Raw genomic sequence first — 21,639 nt, 5'->3', positions numbered from 1 at the left:
AGACAGTTATATCCGCCTAAGGTTTAAACGTCGCAAATGTGGACGGCCTTTTTCAGCGAGGCCAGTTTATCTTTATATTTCGGTATAAATTCCTGTGCTACAAAGCCTTTATGGCCGGTTGCCAAAATGGCTTTCATAATGGCCGGGTAATACAGCTCTTGGGTGTCGTCGATCTCGTTACGCCCCGGTACACCGCCCGTATGGTAATGGTTAATGTACTGGTGGTAAGCGCCAATGTTACGGATAACGTCGCCCTCGTCTATCTGCATGTGGTAGATATCGTAAAGCAGTTTAAAGTTCTCCGAGCCAAGGCGTTTGCAAAGTTCGGCGCCCCACTCTACCCTATCGCACTGGTAATCTTTGTGGTCTATTTTGCTGTTCAGCAGTTCCATCACCAGGGTAACACCATGCTTTTCGGCAAGGGCAACCATTGATTTAAGGCCTTCCACGCAGTTGTTCCATCCCTCCTCGTCGGTTTTACCGCGGCGGCTGCCACTGAAGCAGATGAGGTTTTTGTAACCGGCTTCGGCTACTTTAGGTATCATGTCGGTATAGCGTTTGTGCAGTTCGGCATGGTAAACTTTATCGCCGAAACCATCCGTAAGGTTTATTTCGGCACCGTTGCACATGCTGCTGTACAGGCCATACTTTTTAAGCGTTGGCCAATCTTTAGGGCCCACCAGGTCGATACCTTTTATGCCGATCTCTTTGGCGGCCTTGCACAGGTCCTCTACACTGATGTCGCTGTAGCACCACTGGCACACGGCGTGGTTAATATTGCCTTTCAGTTTATCGTCCATAGGCTGTTGTTCGGCTGTGGTAAATGATGAAAGCACGCCCGACGCGCCAATGGCGGCGCTGCCGGCAATAAGGCCTTTAATGGCCGATCTGCGGTTTTGGTTTGTTGCCATGTGTTATACTTCTAAACGGCCTTTAGGTTCATCCTCAATTTCCAACCCCGATTTGGTTTGTATCTGGTTTTTATCTTTAAAGAACAGCAGGAACACTATTAAAACTACTGCGGCAATACCTCCCGGTATCAACCAAATGGTTTGCCAGTTGTGTACAGTGTCAGACACTTTCCATTTATCTACTATCGGGCCCGAAATGTACGAGCCGATAAGCATACCCACGCCATAAGTAGCCAGGGTAATAAAGCCCTGTGCAGCGCTTTTGAAGCGTTCGCCTGCCAGGTTATCGGTATAAATTTGCCCGGTTACGAAGAAGAAGTCGTAGCAAACGCCATGCAGTACGATACCCGCTATCAGCATCCAATAGTTAGAACCTACGTTACCGTAAGCAAAGAATACATAACGTAATACCCATGCCAGCATACCTACGGCCAACATCTTTTTAACACCTAAACGAACGAAGAACAAAGGCATCAGCGCCATAAACGCCAACTCCGACCATTGGCCGAACGACTGTATGAAAGCCGCTTTTTGCATACCCACCTCGTTAAGGAAAGGGTTGGTAAAGTTGTAGTAAAACGCCAACGGAACGCAGATAGCGATGGAAGCAAGGAAGAACACCAGGTACGACGAGTTTTTAAGCAAACCGATAGAATCGAGGCCTAAAATATCGCTCATGCTGCTCTTCTGGCCTTTTTTTGCCGGAGGTGTAGATGGCAAAGTGAAACTTAACAAGCCTAATATCAACGACGCTACGGCCGCCATTTGGAAGGTTAATACCAGGGTATTATTTGCTTCCCAGCCCAGCCAGCCTATCACGGTACCGGCCACTATCCAACCGAACGTACCAAGAATACGGATCGGCGGAAACTCCTTGCTCGGGTTGGCCATCTGCTTGAACGATACCGAGTTCACCAAAGCCAGTGTTGGCATGTAAACGATCATGTAAGCAAATATCACCGGCAAAAAGCCATCGAAATTTGGGATGGTAGTGATGTAGTAAAGCAAAGCAGCACCGGTTAAGTGCAGCACGCCTAATACTTTTTGGGCAGAAAAATAACGGTCGGCAATGAGGCCGATGATGAATGGCGCTATAATGGCCCCCCATGACTGGCTTGAATAAGCGGTGGCATTTTGCGTGCCGCTTGCGCCTAAAGTTTTACCAAGGTAGGTTCCCATTGTTACAAACCATGCGCCCCAGATAAAAAACTGGAGGAACATCATGGTTGATAACTTAACGCGTGTAGTTAAGTTCATATAATTTATAGTTTATAATTGGTTGTTCGGGGTTGCGCGATGCTTATTTTACGGTTAAAATATATTTCACCATTTCTTTTGCATCATCCTCGCTTAGTGCGGGGTGCGGGCTCATGGCAATATCGCCCCAGCTACCGCTACCACCGGCAATAACTTTCTTGGCCAGTTTATCAACGTCAGCATCGGTGTATTTCTTAGCAATATCTTCAAAGGCAGGGCCTACAATTTTTTGGTGGTCTTTGTGGCAGGTACCGCAATCGCTACCGGCAATTAAAGTTGCACCTTTACCTGCAGGAGCAGCAGCAGTTGGTTCGGTACCGGTTTTGGTGGCAGACGTATCAGCATTGGTTGTTGCTGCCGTTGCAGTTTGGTTAGCTGCAGCTGTAGTGTCTTCGCCGCCTTCGGCTTCGCCTGGTTTTGGGCCACCGCACGCTGCAATTACTACACTGATGCCTAAAACGAGAAATAATTTTTTCATGGAGTTTAATTGTTTGATTTTTTCAATCCCGAAAAGTACGATTTTTTGCTAATTTAAACAGCTACTTCGGGTATAATTACTGCTTTTTTTCGGCCGCGCATATACAGCACCAGCCCGGCAAAAGCTACCACTAACACAATAGGAATGATGAGCGTCGCCTGCAACACTTTTACGCCGGCAAGGGTGTTATCGCCATTGGCCTCTTTTACTATCTGATCGTAATACGACCCCATAAACATGGTGTAGATAGATACCGCGAACATACCCGCGCCGCCCATCAGGTTCAAGCCCAATGCACCCGACCGTGGGATGTTGGTATTTACAAAACCCAGCATCATTGGCCAGAAGAAGCAAACGCCCATACCAAAGATAACTGCGGCAAAGAAGATGGTATTGCCCGATGCTGTGCTCAGCAGGTATAAACCGGTAGCGGCCAATATGGTTGATATCAGCAATACTACCTGTGGCTCTACCATTTTCAGGATAGGTTTAGCGAAGGCACGGCCCACTACCATGATACCGGTCTCGAGGGTTAACAGCAGCAGGGCGTTATCGCTTACGTTCTTCAGCAATACATCTATCCACTGGCCGGTAAACAACTCGGTGATACCGGTGCCCAGCATGCAAATGAACATAAAGATGAATAGCGGGCTTGCCACCGCTTTGTACATATCGGCAGTGCTTACGCCTGATGCTACACGCTCGGTAACCGGGAAATCCAGTTTAGAGAACAGGTAACCGTAGATAAGCGTCGGGATAAGCATGGTGGCAACCTGTATCTGCCAGCCTAAATTAAGCTTAGTGAGCAGCATTACAATCACCGTACCGATAACGATACCGCCTGGAAACCACAGGTGAAAGTGGTTAAGTTTGGTAGTTTTTTCTTCGGTATAAAGCGATGTTACCAGTGGGTTGCAGGCGGCCTCTACAGTACCGTTTGCAAGGCCCACCAATAACGTCGATAAAAACAGCGGCCAAAAGCCGGTTGCGAATATGGTTAACAATATGCCCGCCAGGTGGAATATAAATGCCAGCACCAGCAGCCTTTTCATGCCAATAATATCTACTATAACCCCGCCTATTACCACGGCCAGCGGGAAACCCCAAAAGGCTGTTGCGGTGATAGTGCCCAGTTGCGCTTTATCAAGGTTAAAATCTACCCCCAGTTTGTTCAGGATACCCGCGCGGATACCGAACGATAAGGAGGTTACAAGCAATGCCAGGCAACTCGCCCTGAACAATTGCGTACGGTTAATAGTAGTCTTCGTTGTCATAATTAGGTTTGGTTTAGTTGGTTTGGTTTTTAGTATTGTTAATCGAGGCCGATAAGCTTACGGTTAAAGGCTTCGTCGGAACCCGAGGCCGCAAAATCGTCGAAAGTACGGTCGGTAACGCGGATGATATGGTCCTTAATAAACTGTGCGCCTTCTCTCGCACCGTCTTCAGGATGTTTTAACGCACATTCCCATTCCAGCACAGCCCACCCGGTGTAATCGTATTGCGTTAATTTACTGAAGATCGATTTAAAGTCCACCTGCCCGTCGCCCAATGAGCGGAAACGGCCCGCACGGTTTATCCAGTCCTGGTAGCCGCCGTAAACGCCCTGCCTGCCGGTAGGGTTAAACTCGGCATCCTTAACGTGGAACATCTTGATGCGCTCGTGGTAAATGTCGATGTACTCGAGGTAATCAAGCGCTTGCAACACAAAGTGCGATGGATCGTACAGCAGGTTAGCACGTTTGTGATTGTTCACTTTTTCCAAGAACATCTCGTAAGTGATACCATCGTGCAGGTCCTCGCCGGGGTGTATCTCGTAGCAAAGGTCGATACCGTTCTCGTCGAAAACGTTCAGGATAGGCTCCCAGCGTTTCGCCAGTTCGGTAAAGGCAGTATCTACCAAACCTGCAGGGCGCTGTGGCCATGGGTAAACGGTTTGCCAGATGAGCGCGCCGCTGAAAGTAACGTGCGCGTTCAGGCCTAAATTTTGTGATGCTTTAGCAGCATACTTCAGTTGCTGTACGGCCCACTTTTGGCGCTCGGCAGGGTTATTCTTCACGGCATCCGGCGCAAAAGCGTCGAATAGCGAATCATAAGCCGGGTTAACGGCTACTAACTGGCCCTGTAAGTGGGTTGATAGTTCGGTAATTTCTAAACCGGCTGCGTTTACAATGCCTTTTATTTCGTCGGCGTAAGTTTTGCTTTCGGCTGCTTTTTGCAGGTCGATGAAGCGCGCATCGTTAGTTGGTAACTGCACACCTTTATAACCAAGCCCCGCCGCCCATTTACAGATGGAGCTTAAATCGTTAAAAGGCGCTTCGTTGCCTATAAACTGCGCTAAAAATATTGCCGGCCCTTTTATAGTATTCATGTTTTTAGTTTAGATAACGTAATCGGTCCATTTTTGCTCGCTGGTGTTTGATGCCACCACGTTGTTGATGAATGCCATACCGCGGATACCATCATCGATAGACGGAAAATCCAGCCATTCGGACTGTGGCTCTGCGCCTTCTATTTTAGCACTCAGTGCCAAAGCGAAGTTGCGGTACAGGTTACCAAATGCTTCCAGGTAACCTTCGGGGTGGCCTCCCGGTGTGCGGCAGTTGCTGGTAGCATAGCTCGAAAGCCTGTCGGTATAACCGGCACCTGCGCGTAATACTTCGGCAGGTTTATCCAGCCATTTTACGTTCAGGGTGTTTGGCTCTTCCTGGCGCCATTCCAGGCTGCCGTTCTCGCCATATACGCGTATTTTCAGGGCATTCTCTTCGCCCGCAGCAATTTGCGATGCGGTTAAGGTACCGGTAACGCCGTCTTCAAAACGCAGCAACACCGCGCCGTCATCATCCAGCATACGGCCATCTACCACAATGTTTAATGAAGCATTCAGCTGGGTAATTTTTTTGCCCGAAATATATTCGGCCAAGTGTGCAGCGTGGGTACCAATATCGCCCATGCAACCGCTCTTGCCCGATTTTGACGGGTCGGTACGCCATGAGGCCTGTGCATTACCTTCACGCTCCGATAGGCGGCTCAACCAGCCTTGTATGTACTCAACATATATTTTACGCACTTTACCCAAAGCACCATCTTTAACCATTTGCCTTGCCTGTTTTACCATCGGGTAACCGGCATAGGTATGGGTAAGCAACAGCATCAGGCCGGTTTCTTCTACTTTGGCTTTCAGTTGTAAAGCTTCTTCTAAGGTAAAGGTTACGGGTTTTTCTATCACCACGTTAAAGCCGTTCTCTAAAGCTGCCATTGCCGGTGCAAAGTGTGCGAAGTTTGGCGTAACGATGGTCACGAAATCCATGCGTTTATCTTCGGGCATTTTTGCTTCTGCTTCAAAAAGCTCGGCAAAGCTGTTGTAGGTACGGTCTTCATCCAGGAAAAGGATGCGGCCGCTTTCCTGTGCTACTTCGGGGTTAACGCTAAGCGCGCCGGCAACCAGTTCTATCTGGCCATCCATGTTAGCGGCAATGCGGTGTATAGCGCCAATGAAGGCATCCTTACCGCCGCCTATCATGCCCATGCGTAATTTTCTTTTGCTCATAAGTGATAACAGTAAACTCCCGTTTAATTCTTTCTGCCGGTTAGCAGAGAGCATCGGGTTTAGTTTTGATATTAAAGTGTGATGTAATTTTAAGTATTCTTAAGCAATTTCAATCGATTGCTTACTAAATAAAAAAGCCCCCTCCGCTATAAAACGGAGAGGGTTTTGATTTTTGGCCTACGATAATGCCCAGGCGCGGTCGCCTTTTTTGTAAGGGTAGTTACCATCGTATTTACCGGGTACCGGTAAGTAGCGCAATGCTTTGGTAGCACCTACTTCTGATGTGAAGTAACCCAACAGGGTCAATTGCTTCATCATGGTGAAGTAGTGGTTTGGCACATCCGGTGCTTTGTAATCTTTTTCGTCTTTATGTTTAGCTTTATCAGCTTCAGCATCTTCGCCTTTCTTTTTGGCGTAGTCTTTAGCTTCTTTATCCAGCTCGGTTAACAGTTCGGTACGCTGTGCAGGCGTAACTTCCATGAATTTTTTGCTGAACTTTTTGTTGCTGGCCTCGTCAAGCTTGCCAATACCTTCCAGGAAAACTTTCTGGTCGGCCTCGGTGTAGCAATCGCGCACCATTACGTTCATAAAGGCACCAACTTTGGCTGCTTTAGCGCCCGGAGTGCTGGTTTCAGGCAAAATGGTTTCGGCCACTTCATCTAAAAAAGCAGTTATCTCGGGTTTAGCCAAATCCTCGATGTTGCTTGCAGAGCTGCCTGAAGGTTTACAGCCCGACATAAAGAACTCTGCGCCGATGATGGTTCCCCCAAGGATCAAACCCACCCGGCCAATTGCGTCTCTTCTGTTCATTTTATCAATTATTTTGAATTAATGATTTCTTGTTAGTTATACCTTAGGCTTTTAAAACAAAACCTTCGCGGTATTCGCGTTTTACAAATTGGTTAGCCTCGGCAAAGTTGGTCACCTTCATAGCGTCGTTATCCCACAGCATTTTAATGGTGCCGCCTTTCAGGTCGTGGCCGCGTACTGCAAGGTTAGCCATCAGCAAAGCTTCGGTCAACGGACCAGCAATCTCGAATGGAGAGCTTACTTCCTGTTTACCGTAGCCAGCTATACAAGCCTCAACCCATTGTGCGTAGTGGCCACTTGCGCCACCCGGTACGCGGGCATATTTTTGCTTTGCTTTAACGTTCTCCATACGGCTTTTTGGTAATAAGGTAGCAGCATCTGAGTAGGTGCTGGCGTACATTTTACCTTTTGTACCGATGAATAAGGTACCGTTGCCTTCTTCGCCGCCCCATTTCTCATCAGCGCCAAGCTCTATAGGGCGTTCCGGCTGTATGCCGCCGTCCATCCAGTGCAGGGTTACATCGCCTTTGGTTTTGTTGGTTTTAGGGAAGGTTAAAGTAATGTGGCTCGATGGAGGGCAGCTTTCAGGGAAGCGGCCTTGTTTAAACTCATCTACATATACACTACCAACGCTGGCTTGCACATCTTTTGCATAGCGGATACCCAATACGCGGAAAGGAGCCTCAACTAAGTGGCAACCCATATCGCCCAGGGCGCCGGTGCCGTAATCCCACCAGCCGCGCCAGTTAAAAGGTACCAGTTTCTCTACGTAGTCTTTTTTAGGGGCAGTACCCAACCACAGGTCCCAATCTAATTCTTTAGGGATATTCTGGCTTGGATCGGGCCATTTAATGCCTTGCGGCCACACAGGGCGGTTTGTCCAGCAGTAAACGGTATGTACATCGCCTATCAGGCCTTCATCGTACCACTCCGACATTAAGCGGGTACCATCGTTAGATGCACCCTGGTTACCCATTTGGGTAACCACTTTATATTTCTTGGCTGCCTCGGTTAGCAAACGAGCTTCCCACAAGTCGTGCGTTAATGGCTTTTGTACGTACACGTGCTTGCCCAGTTGCATAGCACCGTAAGCAATAATAGCGTGGTTATGATCCGGGGTTGAAACCGATACGGCATCAAAATTCTTCCCTTCTTTATCCAACAGTTCGCGCCAGTCTTTATAATATTTTGCTTTAGGGAACGATGCGCGTGATTTAGCAGCGCGGCGGTCATCCACATCGCAAAGGAATGCAATGTTGGCTTTGCCGCTTTTTGCAAAGGCAGCAATATCGCTTTCGCCTTTACCACCGGCACCAATACCTGCTACATTCAGCATATCGCTTGGCGCAGTGTAACCTTTACCGCCCAGCACAAAACGCGGAACGATCATGAAACCGGCAGCGGCCAGCGAGGTGTTCTTTAAAAAGTCCCTTCTGGAGGTACCCGTTACCGGGGTTTCTTCTTTCTTCTCAGTCATTTTTTATAGATGCTAATCGATTAAATATTACCTTTTTTCAGTTCTTCTACCGCGTGGTTGGCTGCGCGGGCAGTAAGCGCCATGTAAGTAAGCGATGGGTTTTGGCAAGCGGCCGAAGTCATGGCGGCACCATCCGTAACAAATACGTTTTTGGCATCCCAAACCTGGTTCCACTCGTTCAGTACCGATGTTTTGGGGTCGCGGCCCATACGTGCAGTACCCATCTCGTGTATACCACGGCCTAAGATACCTTCGCTGGTGTAGCCTTTTACATCTTTAACGCCGGCGTTAGTCAGCATTTCTACTGCGTCGTTCATCATGTCTACACGCATTTTACGCTCGTTGTCTTTTACCTCAACATCGATAGCTAATGTAGGCAGGCCCCATTTATCTTTTTTCTCTTTATCAAGAGTGATCTTGTTTTCGTGGTATGGCAATGTTTCGCCGAAGCCGCCCATACCAAAGCTCCATGAGCCTGGTTCTGATAAGGCATCTTTAAAGGCACCGCCTATGCTCAACTCGGCAATATCGCGGCTCCAGTTGGCGCGGCTGCCCCCACCCTGGTAACCAAAACCGCGGATGTAATCGCGTTTTTCGCCATTAAGGTTGCGGTAACGCGGTATGTAAATACCGTTAGCCCTGCGGCCGAATGTATACTTATCTTCAAAGCCTTCTATACGGCCGCCTGCGCCAACACCTAAGTGGTGGTCCATTACGTTGTGGCCAAGCTCGCCGCTGCTGCTGCCTAAGCCGCCTTCCCAAACGTCGGTAGCCGAGTTCATTAACACCCAGGCGCTGTTTAGTGCAGATGCGTTAACGAAAACGATCTTAGCGAAGAACTCGTAAGTTTTGTTGGTTTCGGCATCTACTATGCGTACGCCTTTTGCTTTCTTGGTGTCTTTGTCGTAAATGATCTCTTTAACAATTGACCATGGGCGAACGGTTAAATTACCGGTTGCCATAGCAGCAGGCAAAGTAGCCGACTGTGTGCTGAAGTATGCACCGAACGGACAGCCTAACCAGCATTTGTTGCGGTACTGGCAGTTGGTACGGTTATTATGCGGCACAGTGATATTGGCGGTACGGCCAATAACAAAGTGGCGGGTATCTTTATAAAATTCTTTAAAACGTTTTTGAACATCTTTTTCTACTACGTTCATTTCCATTGGCGGCATAAAATCGCCATCCGGCAGAATTGGAACGCCATCGCGGTTGCCCGATATACCGGCAAATTTTTCTGCATAGCTATACCATTTTTCCAGGTCTTTATAACGGATAGGCCAGTCAACGGCTATACCATCTTTTAAGTTGGCCTCGAAATCGGTATCGTGCCAGCGGTACGATTGACGGCCCCACATCAGCGAGCGGCCACCCACATGGTACCCACGGAACCAGTCGAAGCGCTTAATTTCGGTGTAAGGGCTTTCTTTTTCATCAACCCAATAGTCTAAGTTTGTCTCGTTAAGCGGGTAGTCGCGCTTTAAAACGGGGTAATCTTCGATCATTTTTTGAGTACGGCCACCACGGTGTTCAAATTCCCATGGGCCTTTATTCGCGTTCACGTAATCCTTAATGTGCTCGATGTTTTTACCGCGCTCTAACATTATGGTTTTTAAGCCCTTCTCGGTCAGTTCTTTCGCAGCCCAGCCGCCCGATATCCCTGAACCAATGACGATGGCGTCATAAGTGTTTGCAGACATAGTAGTATTGAATTAAAATAAAATTTGTTTAGTATTGGTTGTCTCGCCTAATGTAGGCATAATAATTATTTTTCAAATCTTTTTTCAATGTGTTTTTTATACACAATTGCCGGTTTGCAGTTCCTTTTCAGTTTGCAGTTTTCGGTTGGCGGTTTGCAGTTTTGAAAACTGGTTTGCAAACTGCAAACTGCTATCTGGCAACTGATAACTGCTAACTGGGAACTGCTAACTTTTCCCCTTCGTGCTCACCGCATGGTCTACCGCTCTTGCTGCAAATGCCATGTATGTAAGGGATGGGTTTTGGCATGAGGTTGAGGTCATGCTGGCGCCATCGGTTACGTACACGTTTTGGCAGGCGTGCAGGCGGTGCCATTTATCAAGCATCGATGTTTTTGGATCGTTACCCATACGTACGCCGCCCATTTCGTGGATATCCAAACCCGGTGCACGGCTATCTACTGATGCTTTAATGTTGGTGAACCCTGCGGAAGTGAACATCTCTGTCATTTGCTCAACATAGTCCTTCTTCATTTTGGCATCGTTATCGTCGTACTCTACCGATATTTTCAGTTGCGGTATACCGAATGGATCCTTCAGCGTTTTATCCAGTGTTACGTAATTGCTTTCTTTCGGTATAGTTTCGCCCATCATGTGCGAGCCTACCTGCCACAGGCCCAGGTCATCTTTCACCAGGTTGGCCTTCAGGTCATCCCCAATGCCATCGCTATTGGTTTGGCGGTAGCGCGATGCGTAGAAGCCGGCTGCATAACCACGCAAGAAATCCGTTTCTTGTTTGTACACGTTACGGAAACGCGGAATATAACCACCACCTGCCGGGTTACGGCCATCGGTTGTCCATTCTTTATCGCCCTCCCACTCGGCATTAATATGTGCTGAGTAGTTGTGGAATGCTACGTATTTACCCAGTGTACCGCTATCGTTACCCAAACCGTTAGGGAAACGGCTTGATGTAGAATTTAGCAACACCAGGTTACTGTTTAATGCAGCTGCGTTCAGGAATATTACATCGGCATAGTATTCTATAGCCTCTTTGGTGTTAGCATTAATAACACGAACGCCCGTTGCTTTACCCAATTTCTCATCGTAAATAATAGATTCTACCACCGAGAACGGACGCAAAGTAACATGGCCCGACCTTAATGCCCAAGGTATAGTACTTGCGTTGGCACTAAAGTAGCCACCAAAAGGGCAACCGCGCTGGCAAAGCGTACGGCGCTGGCATTGTGCCCTGCCCTGGTCAAAATGTATTTGTTTAGGGATTGATAAGTGTGCGCAACGCGCGCTTATTACGTGCCTGTTTTTATAATGCTGCTTTACGTGTGCGCTGAAACGGCGCTCTACGGCGTTCAAAGGGAAAGCTGGTAAGAACTCGCCATCCGGAAGTTCGGCAAGCCCATCGAGGTTACCGGAAATACCCGCAAATTTCTCTACATGGCTGTACCATGGCGCTATATCCGCATAGCGGATAGGCCAATCTACAGCAAAGCCGTCACGCGCCGGGCCCTGGAAATCGAAATCACTCCAGCGCTGGGTTTGGCGTGCCCATAGTAACGATTTACCACCGGTTTGGTAGCCGCGTATCCAGTCGAATGGTTTTTCCTGTACGTAAGGGTGTTCGGCATCCTTCACAAAAAAATGCTGGGCATCTTCGCCAAAAGCATAGCACTTGCTTACTATGGGGTTGGCCTCGCGCAGTTCATCGGTTATTTGCCCATGGTGAGGGAACTCCCAAGGGAACATATTGGTGGTAGGGTAATCCTTATTATGCTTTACATCGCGGCCGCGCTCCAGTATCAGGGTTTTTACGCCTTTGTCGCCAAGTTCTTTGGCTGCCCAGCCGCCGCTCATGCCCGAGCCAATTACAATGGCCTGGTAGGTGCGGTCTTTAACACTATCTATATTTAAATTAGCCATTTTATTATGCCGAAGCTTTCTTTTTAACCGGGAACATGGCATTATACCTGCCCGGTACCAATTCGTATACTATTTTCTCTGTCATGAAGTATTTGGAGGTGGTGTAGCCAAATACGGTTTGCCCTTTCACGGTCCAGTAAAAGCCATTGGCCTTGCTGTCTTTATCCTTGTTATTAGGGTCTTTGCTTTGTTTTTCTATATCGTTTACAAAAGCGGTGCGCTCTGCTGCGGTAAGTTCGTGGAATGGTTTGCCATGCTTTTTATCAACGGCATCGGCAAATTCTTTCAACCCGGCCATAAATTCGTCCTGCCCTTTTTTATCGTAGCAGTCGTCAATCATTTTAAAAACAAACAGGTTTATGCCTAAGTCTTTAGCGCCGGGTGTTTTTGTTTTGGGGAGGATGGTTTCGGTAAGTTCGTTAACCAGGCTTTCCTGCTCAGCATCCACGTTTAAGTGGTTAAGCTTTACTACGGGTTTGCCTTTGTTATCGTTAAGGCAAGATGGCAGTACGGCCACGCTGCCCAGGATCAAAGCCATGTTGCGGATAGCTATCCGCCTGTTCATTTGATAGTCCAAAGTTTTAGATAATTAAGTTTATGCTTTTATAACGGGATATTGCGCTCAAACAATATCCCGCCAAGTATAAATGCGCGGGTTAAGGTAGGTTTTAAAGCCTAATAACCCCATTTTTTCATGGTTTGTAAATCAATTTTTACAGAATCCATCGGGTCCATGCCCTGGTACGACTCCTGTTCGATGATCAAATAGCCTGTTCCACCAATTTTCTTGGCAACTTTAAGCACTTCTTTCACCGGCAATACGCCTTTGCCCAATATGCAACTTTCATAACCGGTACCTTCGTTAGGGTGCTCGGCGCTTTTTATCTCATCCTTCACGTGCATCGATTCGAAACGGCCCGGGTATTTTTTAAGGATGCCTATCGCGTCGTTCTCGCGGCCATACATGTTACCAATATCCAGCTGCTGCGATACCAATTTAGGATCGGTGTGCTGCATAATGTAATCGAACAGGCGCATATCGCCTACCATGGTGGTAAATTCAAAATCGTGGTTGTGGTAACCAAACTTCATCCCCGATTTTTGGCACAGCTCGCCGCTTTTGTTAAACTGCTCCATTGTACGGTCGAGCGCCGCCTTATCGGTACGCACTTTCTCATCCATCCACGGGCTGAAAACATATTTCTGGCCTAAAACGGCAGCGTCTTCTACGGTCCATTTCCAGGCATCGGTGAAATCATTAGTAGCGGTATCCCAGTGCGATGGCAGCATTACGGTGTGCCCGCTTGGCATTACCAAACCCAGGTCGTCCAGCAGTTTCCTGAATTCTTTAGCGGTGTAGCCGTAAAACTTGCGGTTTACGTAGTTGGCGTGCTCTACAGTAACATAGCCCATATCGGCCAGCTTTTTCAACGTGCCCGATGGATCGGTGCGCATTTGGTCGCGAACGGAATAAAGCTGCAGGCCTACGTGTTGTATTTTGCCGGCAGCGAAAATGCTTTTAGGCATTAACGTTGCTGCGGTTACAGCTACGGCGCCGGTTTTGAGGAAACTTCTGCGGGATGAATTCATGGTGTATTTAGATTTAGTTTTTTGCGATTGGGAAAACGGGGAACAACCAGTCGGAATTGCTGACAAAGGCAATATGCTTACTATCAGGCGACCACGATGGCGTATTGATAGTACCCTGCCCGCCGTACAGATAAGCAACCACTTTTGAGGGACCACCGCCAACGGGCATTACCCGGATGTAAACATGTTTATAAAAAGGATGATCGCCGGGGGCAACCTCGCTCTTCAGGAAGGTGATATATACTATCCATTTGCCATCGGGCGATATATGCGGAAACCAGTTGTTGGCATCGTCGTTAGTTATCTGCGTTTGGTTTTTGCCGTCGGCATCCATGCGCCAAACCTGCATCAGCCCGCTGCGCACCGAGTTGAAGTAAATGTACTTGCCATCGGGCGTGTACTCGGGGCCGTCATCTAAACCTTTGGTATCGGTAAAGCGTTCTTCGGGGCCGCCTTCTGCCGGGATACGGTAAACATCGTACTCGCCGCCGCGTTCGCCGCAAAACACCAAATACTTACCATCCGGCGACCAGCCATGCATATAGCTTGCCCCCACCCCTTTTTTGGTAACGGCTTTAGCCTCGCCACCATCAAGAGGCACAGTATAGCCGATTGACGGGCCACCATCGCCACTGCTGATCACTAACATTTTACCATCGAAGGATATCACGTGGTCATTATTATTATTCTTGGCAGCACCTGTATTTAACGCTTTTGGTGTTGATGTTGCGATATTGAATTTGTAAAGCGTGCCATCGCTGTTATAGATAAGCGATTTGCCGTCTACCGTCCAATTTGGAGCTTGCAACGATTTTGGGGATTGATAAACCACACGGCTGTTATGGCTCGTCATATCCAACAATTCGATAGCGCTGCCCAGGTATCTTTTATACGGAACAAGGTCTGCCGGGGCGGGGCTAACAATGCGCACATTGTTAAATACTGCCTGCTCCATTACATCGGCATTGTGCGAACAAACAAAAAGGCCTACATAAACTTCGTCGCCTAAATCAAGCTCCAGCTTTTCTTCCGGGCCAAACATTTCGCCGTTTTTAGCTACCGACATAGTGAAGGTTTTGCCCCTGCGTTCCAGTTGAACAACATCGGCAAAGGTTTGGGCAGATTTTTGTTCCTCGGTAACCGCGCCGCTGGTTTTGCGGTATTGCAGCGAGGTAAGCCCGTCGCCATGTACTACGGCATTTACATGTGCCGAATTGCCATCTAATGATTGGCGCACCATCCAGCCGAATTTACGGTGCAGTTCGATACCCTTGCCAATAAAAGCAGCATTAGTGCGCAGGATAAAATCGCCTTTCACCTTCTTCCACACAAACTGAAATTCATCGGTATTAGCCCATATATTGGTACCTGCTCCGCTTATGGTGTATTGCTGCAGTTTGGCATCGTATTTTACATCGCCTTTCTTCTTTACGGAGCCTACATCACTATGTTGGTCGAAAATTCCGATGGGCGTTTGTTGCGCAAAACTTTTAGTTGCGAACAGGCATAGGGCAAACGCCACGGCGAAAAAGCGAGTGGTAAATATTTTATGCATCACAGTTTATTAGGTTGGCAAAATTGGTTTACTAAGTTATGTATTTCATTTTGTAAAAACTACACTATAAAAGTTGCTTTTAATATAAAAAATGTTGTTTTGGAGGGGGATAAGTGGCTATTTAACCACAGAGTTCGCGGAGGTTACACAGAGATTCGCAGAGAGCTTGGCAAACGGGTTAGAGAGTTTTAATTCAGATTAAACTTTACATCCATCGGGATTGAGCGGCATTCTCTTCTATTTTTTCTTTGCGGCTTTGCGCCTTTGCGTGCTAAAATTCTACCAATTCGATCTGTGAAAATTTGCATAATTCGTGCAATTCGTGTTCACTCAAAAGAAACATACGTTCGCACCAAATAAAAAAGGAGAGCCATGGCCCTCCTTCTACTCACATTATTATACGGTTAGGTTTACTTCGTTGCAAATATTTGTTTTCCGGTTACCGGGCAAAAAACGGGTACAGGTTCTACCGCTACAAAAGGCGTAACATATTCTTTAATAAATTGTGCCTTCGAATCTTTATAACTGCTTACGGCACCAATCATGTGCATAAACTTGATATAAACAAAAGCCATATCTACCTGGTGCGGTTTAAAACCCGAGCGTGCGCTTTTTGGGAACAGGTGGTGGTTGTTGTGCCACTCGCCTGCCACATAGCCCGGCCACAATTGGTTTACCGACATATCCTTGTAATTATGGTCTATCCCTTCGCGGCGTTTGTCTTCGCCTTTGCCATGCCCTTCGTAGTTGAAGGTACGCACGCCTACTGCCCAAAAGCCTGCTGCGCCAAATATAGCGCAAGCCAGTGCCATGCCGCCAAGCAAGTAAAATACCGCGAACCAAAAAGCCCAGTTAGCTATTACGCCTAAAATGGTATGAAAGGGGTTTGCAATGGAACCCCATTTTTGGTATTGCGCATAAGTGTTTGTAGTTACGCCGGTATGTTTCATCAGTGTAAGGCAGCGGCAATAATCCTTTTCGCTCATATTACGGTTAACGGGCTGATGGTTGGCATCGGCCAGGAAGCAGTACAAGAAGCCGCCTTGCGCATTATACGGGTCGCCGGGCTGGTCGGATAGGGCGTGGTGCACGTGGTGCGATATAGCGTAAATTTCTTCGGGGATAATTTTCAGCGTCAGGTTCTGCGTAAAAAATCGCCAGAAGTTATTGCTGAATTTATAAGCACCATGGGTGCAATACCTGTGGTACCAAATGGTTCCGTGCGTCCCCATCACAATCATGCTGTATACAAATGCAATAATGAGGCCTTGCAGCGAAAAATACTCGAACAAAAACAGGTAAAAAAAGACACCCAGTGTTGCCACCATGGCCCAGCTCATAAACGAGAGCCAGTTCTTTTTGCTTTTAACAATGTTTAACCTCGAAAGAAATTCTTTTAATACCTGGCTGTTTGAGGGTTTGGAAAGGTTGCCATCAGCATCCTTCCAGCCATAGGAAGGTTGTTCGAGCACATCATGGATGAATGCCATCAGTGTTTTGGGGAGATTAGTTTATCAATTTATGTTTAGTAATTGGGGCTGCCTTAAAGATATGGATCATGATTCGTATATCCTATAAAAACAGTTAAAAAATTTAATATATAATTAAATTAACAGTGAATTAACACTTTCATTGCAACATTTGTATGACATTGGCATTACAATTAAACTTCTTGATACTTTACCCGTCATTAGCACAGTTTACCGTATTGCTATGACAAAATTTGCCCCCTTGTTTTTAGTGCTGTTTATGCTTGCTACAAAAGCATTTGCACAACAACCTCCCCGCTCGGTTAGCGGTACATTGATAGACAGCCTTGGCACCGTGCCGGGCATGACGGTGAAGCTAACATCTGATAAGGATAGCATGGTTGTGGCCAGCGATGCCAAGGGTGTGTTCAGCTTCGGCGCTGTGTTCGCTAAAAACTTTAAAATAACCGTTACCGGTTTAGGCTACCAGGGCATAAGCCGGAAATATACGATGGACGATGGCAAAACCGCCATCAAACTCGACCCTATAAAACTCACCGTTGCAACCAACGCATTATCGCAGGTGACCATAACAGCGGCAGTCGTGCCTATAGTTATTAAGGAAGATACGGTTGAATACAAAGCATCGGCCTACCCCGTTCGTGCCGGTTCGCCGGTGGAGGACTTGTTGAAGAAACTGCCGGGCGTATCCGTTGATAAGGATGGCAATGTTACTGCTCATGGCAAGCAGGTTACCAAAGTGCGTGTAAACGGCAAAAACTACTTCAGCGGCGATGTGCAAACCGCAACCCAAAACCTCCCCGCCGAGATTGTAGAGAACGTACAGGTGATAGACGACTACGGCGACCAGGCCAACCTAACCGGCATAAAAACCGGCGACCCGGAGAAAATCCTGAACATCACTATACAAAAAGGCAAGCGCACGGGCAAATTCGGGCAGGCTACGGTGGGTGCCGGGAATGACGACCGGTATTTGGCCCGTGTATCGGCAAATGCTTTTAAAGAGGATGAGCAGATATCGCTCATCGGTACCATCAATAACACCAATACCAACTCTTTTAACCTGGGTGCAGGCGGTGGTGGTGGCGGGCGCGGTGGCCGTGGTGGCGGCGGCGGTGGCGCAAGTGGCGGAGTGAGTACGGCCAACGGCATTACTACTAACCGCTCGGTAGGCTTTAACTACCGCAACGAATGGGGCAAGAAAATTACTGCCTATGGCAGCTACAGCTTTGCCGACCGCGATAAAGTGGGCAACAGTACCTCGCAAACACAAAACAACTTTAACGGTGATACGCTTTTAAGCAACGATAACAGCATCAGTAAAACCCATAACATCAACCACCGTTTCGATTTTAATGTCGAATACCGGATAGATACGCTGAACTACCTGAAGGTGAACCCCAACTTCAGCTACAATTCGTCGTTCGATAATACTACTGATGTATTCAGCAACACCAGGCAGAACACCCTCATAAACGGTAACGAACTGGCGCTTACAACCGGCTCGGCACCAAGCGGCGGTGTATCGGTTTTGTATAACCATAAATTCCGCAAAAAAGGGCGTAACTTCAGCATCAACACAGGGCTTAGTTACTCTAAAACCACACAGGGGCTTTATGACGAATACACAACCGAAAGAAACAACATCACCACGCCCCTGTTCCAGCAAATAAACACCGATAATAGCAGCAACAAATACAATATAGCCCTATCATACACCGAGCCACTGGGCAACGGCAACTTTTTGGAGGCCAACTATAGCCACAACTATACCAATACCGATAATAACCGCCTCAATTACCGCGTAGACCCTGATACCAAAACGGAAACCTATGTAGATTCGTTAAGTACGCTTTACAACTATCAGTTTATTACCGATAGGTTTGGCCTTAACCTGCGCGGCGTAAAGGCTAAGTATAATTATACATTGGGTTTGGCAGTGCAGCCTACATCACTCAACGGGCAGTCGCATAACTTCAGCACCAGTACGCATACGTTCAACTACATCCCAACTGCAAGGTTCATTTATAATTTCCAACGCAACCATTCGCTGTCTATCAATTATACCGGCAGCAACAACCAGCCAAGCTTTACACAGTTGCAATTACAGCCCGATTTTAGCAACCCGCAAAACCGTATTTACGGTAACCCCGACCTGAAACCCGAGTTTAGCAACAACATCAGCCTGCGTTATAACCAGTTCGACCTCACCAGCGGCAACTCTTTATTCACCAATCTTTCGTTCACTACTACGCAGGATAAGATAGTAACCAATTCGAAACCCATTACCGTAATTACCGCCGGGCGCGATACCAACAATACCGTGCAGGAAACCCGCTATATAAATACTAACGGCTTTTACTCCGCAAATGGTAATTACGCCTACTCAAAACCATTTGCCAACCGCAAGTACACCGTAACGTTAAATGGGGGCGCAACTTTTAATAACAACGTGTTTTACGCGCGCGACGAACGCAACGTGGGCAAAAACTGGGTATTTAACCAGGGATTGAAAGTTCGGATCGATATAGATAGCTTAATGGATACCGAAGTGAGCGGCAACTACAGTATCAATACCACCCGGTACAGCAGCGAGGAAAGCATAAACACCGATGCCAAAACCTGGACCTTCGGTTTAGATGGGCGCAGCTACTTTTTTAAGAACTGGGTATTGGGTTACAACCTTACTCAAACCATAAACCATGGCTTTAGCGCAACGGTAAAGGCCAACCCCACCCTGCTGAGCACGTATGTAGAATACCAATTTTTGAAAGGCAATGTAGGCGCACTACGCTTCCAGGCGTTCGATTTGTTTAACCAAAACACGGGCGTAACACGAAGCGTAAGCGGCAACCAGATCATCGATACCCGCACCAACCGTTTGGGGCGTTACTTTATGCTCACCTTTGCCATAAGGTTGCAAAAATTTGCCGGTGCACGTGGCGGCAGGCAAGGCGGCGGTGGCCGCAGGGGCGGCGAAGGCGGCGGTGGATTTGGCGGCGGTGGTGGTGGCAGGCCGGATTAAATAAAGCTCTTTTTGCTTATTTTTAGCCAACATTAAACCGTATGCAAAGATTCCCGTCGAAAAAGGGTTTTGTTATATACATCCCGCTGATCATTTTGATCACCGTTGAGCTTGGTTTTTTAGCAGGCGGGCTTTACGAAGGCGCTGTTGTGATACTGATAATAATGTCGGCTTTAGTTTTGCCTATGTTTTTTAATACCTACTATGAAATTAGTGAGACTGGTATTTTAAAAGTGAAATGCGGGTTACTGTTTAACTTGAAAATACCAATTGGTAGCATTACCCGGGTAGAAAACACCAATTCGATATTAAGTGCCCCCGCGCTATCAATGGATAGGATGGAAATATTTTATAACAAATTCGATTCGGTAGTAATATCGCCCGCGGATAAAGCCATATTTGTAACCGAACTGCAAAAAATAAACCCCGGCATTAAGTATTAAAAACAATACCTGCTGTGCCATTGTAAAAGTGTTACGTTAATATCTACAGCGCTCATGCTCAAAACTAAATTACAGCTTCTCGCATCGTTTTTATTTATAATTATCACAAGCGCCCAAGCCCAGGAAGAAACCACAACCAAAACCAATTGGCTTACCGACTCTATAAAAGAAACGTACACCGTATTAAAAACCAATAAACACGTTAAGCAGGGTAGCTATACGGCCATGTTTAGAAAAAAAACACCAATAGCAACCGGCACCTACGATCACGACAAACGAGTAGGCCCATGGCGTTTTTATGATTCAAGAGGCGTTTTAATGCAAACCTACGACTTCAGCAATAGCAAACTATTATTCGAAGCGCCGGAGTATTCCAATTCAAAACTTCATTATTTTGCCGATACGGATATAGACTCGACAGATGTGGTTACCAAGCCCATAAAAATCGGCGGCAGGTATTATGGCTTTTTACCTTACCTAAGGCTTTTTACCCTCCCCAACGATATTTGGAATATAAACAGGATAACCAACACCGCGCAGGTAGAATTATTGATAAGTCCGCTGGGGCGGCTTGCTTATTACTGGGTACGCTTAACCGGCATTAACGATTACGAAAGAGTATTCCGCATGAACCTGGAGTTGCCCGACCCTGCCGACAACGTATTTACCCCCGCAACAAAAAACGGCCAGCCTATAGCCTGCCGTATTATTATAGAGGCGCGTATCACCGAAGACGGGCACCTCGACTTCAGGAATTAAAAAAGTAAAAGGCGCAAAACCCTATCGGGTAATGCGCCTTTTCTATAATTATCTTTTGGCTTTTGGCTTTTTGCTTTAGACTTTAAGCTTTCGGCTTAATGATGGTGATGGCCATCCGGGCCGTGTGCATGGCCGTGAGCCAGTTCTTCCGGAGTTGCCGGGCGAACGTTTAATATCTCGCCTTTAAAGTGCAGGTCCTGGCCGGCCATAGGGTGGTTAAGGTCAACAATTACCGAATCTTCGGTAACTGATACAACCTGGCCCTGAAAACGGTTACCATTGTTATCCTGCAAAGGCAACACCTCGCCAATTTCAGGTATCTCGGTACCGTTGAACATATCTTTTGGCAAATTAGCTACAGCCTCTTCGTCAAACTCGCCGTAACCATCTGCAGCAGCAATGTGGAAATCGTAAGTATCGCCGGTAGACAATGTGCTCAGGTTCTCTTCAAATTTTGGTATCATTTGGCCCGCGCCGAATAAAAAGGTTAAGGGTTGCTCCTGCGTAGCGCTTTCTACCAGGCCTTCAACGCCGTCTTCTTTTTTTACATACAAGTCGTAGGTTAATGATACTACGTGTTTTGGTTCTATTTTCATTATGATGTTTTTTTGAGATTAAAGCTCAAAGTGTAAAGCTTAAAGCTTTTGCTTTGGTCTTTTTGC

At 47.1% G+C, this 21,639-nt stretch carries 18 protein-coding genes; 3 read left to right on the top strand and 15 right to left on the bottom strand.

Going from position 1 to position 21,639, the window contains the following annotated elements; translation table 11 throughout:
• Positions 1–23: 23 nt before the first annotated feature.
• The 14 genes from BC343_RS06555 to BC343_RS06490 form a co-directional block, all read right to left on the bottom strand.
• Positions 24–911, bottom strand: a complete 888-nt coding sequence (locus tag BC343_RS06555) for a hydroxypyruvate isomerase family protein (RefSeq protein WP_078346951.1) — start codon at positions 909–911, stop codon at positions 24–26.
• 3 nt (positions 912–914) lie between these two features.
• Positions 915–2,168 carry a nucleoside permease gene (locus BC343_RS06550; RefSeq protein ID WP_078346950.1) on the bottom strand — a complete coding sequence of 418 codons (1,254 nt, stop codon included), beginning with the start codon at positions 2,166–2,168 and terminating at the stop codon, positions 915–917.
• A gap of 43 nt (positions 2,169–2,211) precedes the next feature.
• Positions 2,212–2,646: a c-type cytochrome gene (locus BC343_RS06545; protein ID WP_078346949.1), complete on the bottom strand. Its 435-nt coding sequence runs from the start codon at positions 2,644–2,646 to the stop codon at positions 2,212–2,214.
• Positions 2,647–2,699: 53 nt separating this feature from the next.
• The gene (locus BC343_RS06540; RefSeq protein WP_078346948.1) at positions 2,700–3,920 is read right to left on the bottom strand and encodes an MFS transporter; all 1,221 of its coding nucleotides are present in this window, start codon (positions 3,918–3,920) and stop codon (positions 2,700–2,702) included.
• Positions 3,921–3,958: 38 nt separating this feature from the next.
• Positions 3,959–5,014, bottom strand: coding sequence for a sugar phosphate isomerase/epimerase family protein (locus BC343_RS06535; protein WP_078346947.1), 1,056 nt, complete (start codon positions 5,012–5,014; stop codon positions 3,959–3,961).
• A 9-nt stretch (positions 5,015–5,023) separates the two neighbouring features.
• Entirely contained in the window at positions 5,024–6,193 is a 1,170-nt protein-coding gene (locus BC343_RS06530) for a Gfo/Idh/MocA family protein (RefSeq protein WP_202909739.1), read from the bottom strand.
• 177 nt (positions 6,194–6,370) lie between these two features.
• A complete protein-coding gene (locus BC343_RS06525; RefSeq protein ID WP_078346946.1) occupies positions 6,371–7,003 on the bottom strand; it encodes a gluconate 2-dehydrogenase subunit 3 family protein in 633 nt (210 codons plus the stop codon).
• 43 nt (positions 7,004–7,046) lie between these two features.
• The gene (locus tag BC343_RS06520) at positions 7,047–8,480 is read right to left on the bottom strand and encodes a Gfo/Idh/MocA family protein (protein WP_078346945.1); all 1,434 of its coding nucleotides are present in this window, start codon (positions 8,478–8,480) and stop codon (positions 7,047–7,049) included.
• A gap of 20 nt (positions 8,481–8,500) precedes the next feature.
• Positions 8,501–10,180: a GMC oxidoreductase gene (locus tag BC343_RS06515; protein WP_078346944.1), complete on the bottom strand. Its 1,680-nt coding sequence runs from the start codon at positions 10,178–10,180 to the stop codon at positions 8,501–8,503.
• Between the two features lie 225 nt (positions 10,181–10,405).
• Positions 10,406–12,115, bottom strand: coding sequence for a GMC oxidoreductase (locus BC343_RS06510; protein WP_078346943.1), 1,710 nt, complete (start codon positions 12,113–12,115; stop codon positions 10,406–10,408).
• Between the two features lie 4 nt (positions 12,116–12,119).
• Entirely contained in the window at positions 12,120–12,680 is a 561-nt protein-coding gene (locus BC343_RS06505; protein ID WP_078346942.1) for a gluconate 2-dehydrogenase subunit 3 family protein, read from the bottom strand.
• A 110-nt stretch (positions 12,681–12,790) separates the two neighbouring features.
• Positions 12,791–13,705 carry a TIM barrel protein gene (locus BC343_RS06500; RefSeq protein WP_078346941.1) on the bottom strand — a complete coding sequence of 305 codons (915 nt, stop codon included), beginning with the start codon at positions 13,703–13,705 and terminating at the stop codon, positions 12,791–12,793.
• A gap of 13 nt (positions 13,706–13,718) precedes the next feature.
• Positions 13,719–15,260, bottom strand: a complete 1,542-nt coding sequence (locus BC343_RS06495) for a TolB family protein (RefSeq protein ID WP_078346940.1) — start codon at positions 15,258–15,260, stop codon at positions 13,719–13,721.
• Between the two features lie 410 nt (positions 15,261–15,670).
• Complete coding sequence (locus tag BC343_RS06490; RefSeq protein ID WP_078346939.1) at positions 15,671–16,750, bottom strand: fatty acid desaturase; 1,080 nt, start codon at positions 16,748–16,750, stop codon at positions 15,671–15,673.
• Positions 16,751–16,973: 223 nt separating this feature from the next.
• On the opposite strand from BC343_RS06490, the gene BC343_RS06485 reads away from it, so the two are divergent.
• From BC343_RS06485 to BC343_RS06475, 3 genes are read left to right on the top strand one after another with little or no spacing between them, the layout of a single operon-like run.
• Positions 16,974–19,775, top strand: coding sequence for a TonB-dependent receptor (locus BC343_RS06485; protein WP_078346938.1), 2,802 nt, complete (start codon positions 16,974–16,976; stop codon positions 19,773–19,775).
• 41 nt (positions 19,776–19,816) lie between these two features.
• Complete coding sequence (locus tag BC343_RS06480) at positions 19,817–20,218, top strand: PH domain-containing protein (RefSeq protein WP_078346937.1); 402 nt, start codon at positions 19,817–19,819, stop codon at positions 20,216–20,218.
• 54 nt (positions 20,219–20,272) lie between these two features.
• A complete protein-coding gene (locus BC343_RS06475) occupies positions 20,273–20,977 on the top strand; it encodes a toxin-antitoxin system YwqK family antitoxin (RefSeq protein ID WP_078346936.1) in 705 nt (234 codons plus the stop codon).
• Between the two features lie 95 nt (positions 20,978–21,072).
• Here BC343_RS06475 and BC343_RS06470 read toward each other — a convergent pair whose 3' ends face one another.
• Complete coding sequence (locus tag BC343_RS06470; RefSeq protein ID WP_078346935.1) at positions 21,073–21,573, bottom strand: FKBP-type peptidyl-prolyl cis-trans isomerase; 501 nt, start codon at positions 21,571–21,573, stop codon at positions 21,073–21,075.
• Between the last annotated feature and the right edge of the window lie 66 nt (positions 21,574–21,639).

It is taken from the genome of Mucilaginibacter pedocola (genome assembly GCF_002013915.1).
GTDB lineage: Bacteria > Bacteroidota > Bacteroidia > Sphingobacteriales > Sphingobacteriaceae > Mucilaginibacter > Mucilaginibacter pedocola.
This window is presented reverse-complemented; position numbering and strand designations above follow the sequence as displayed.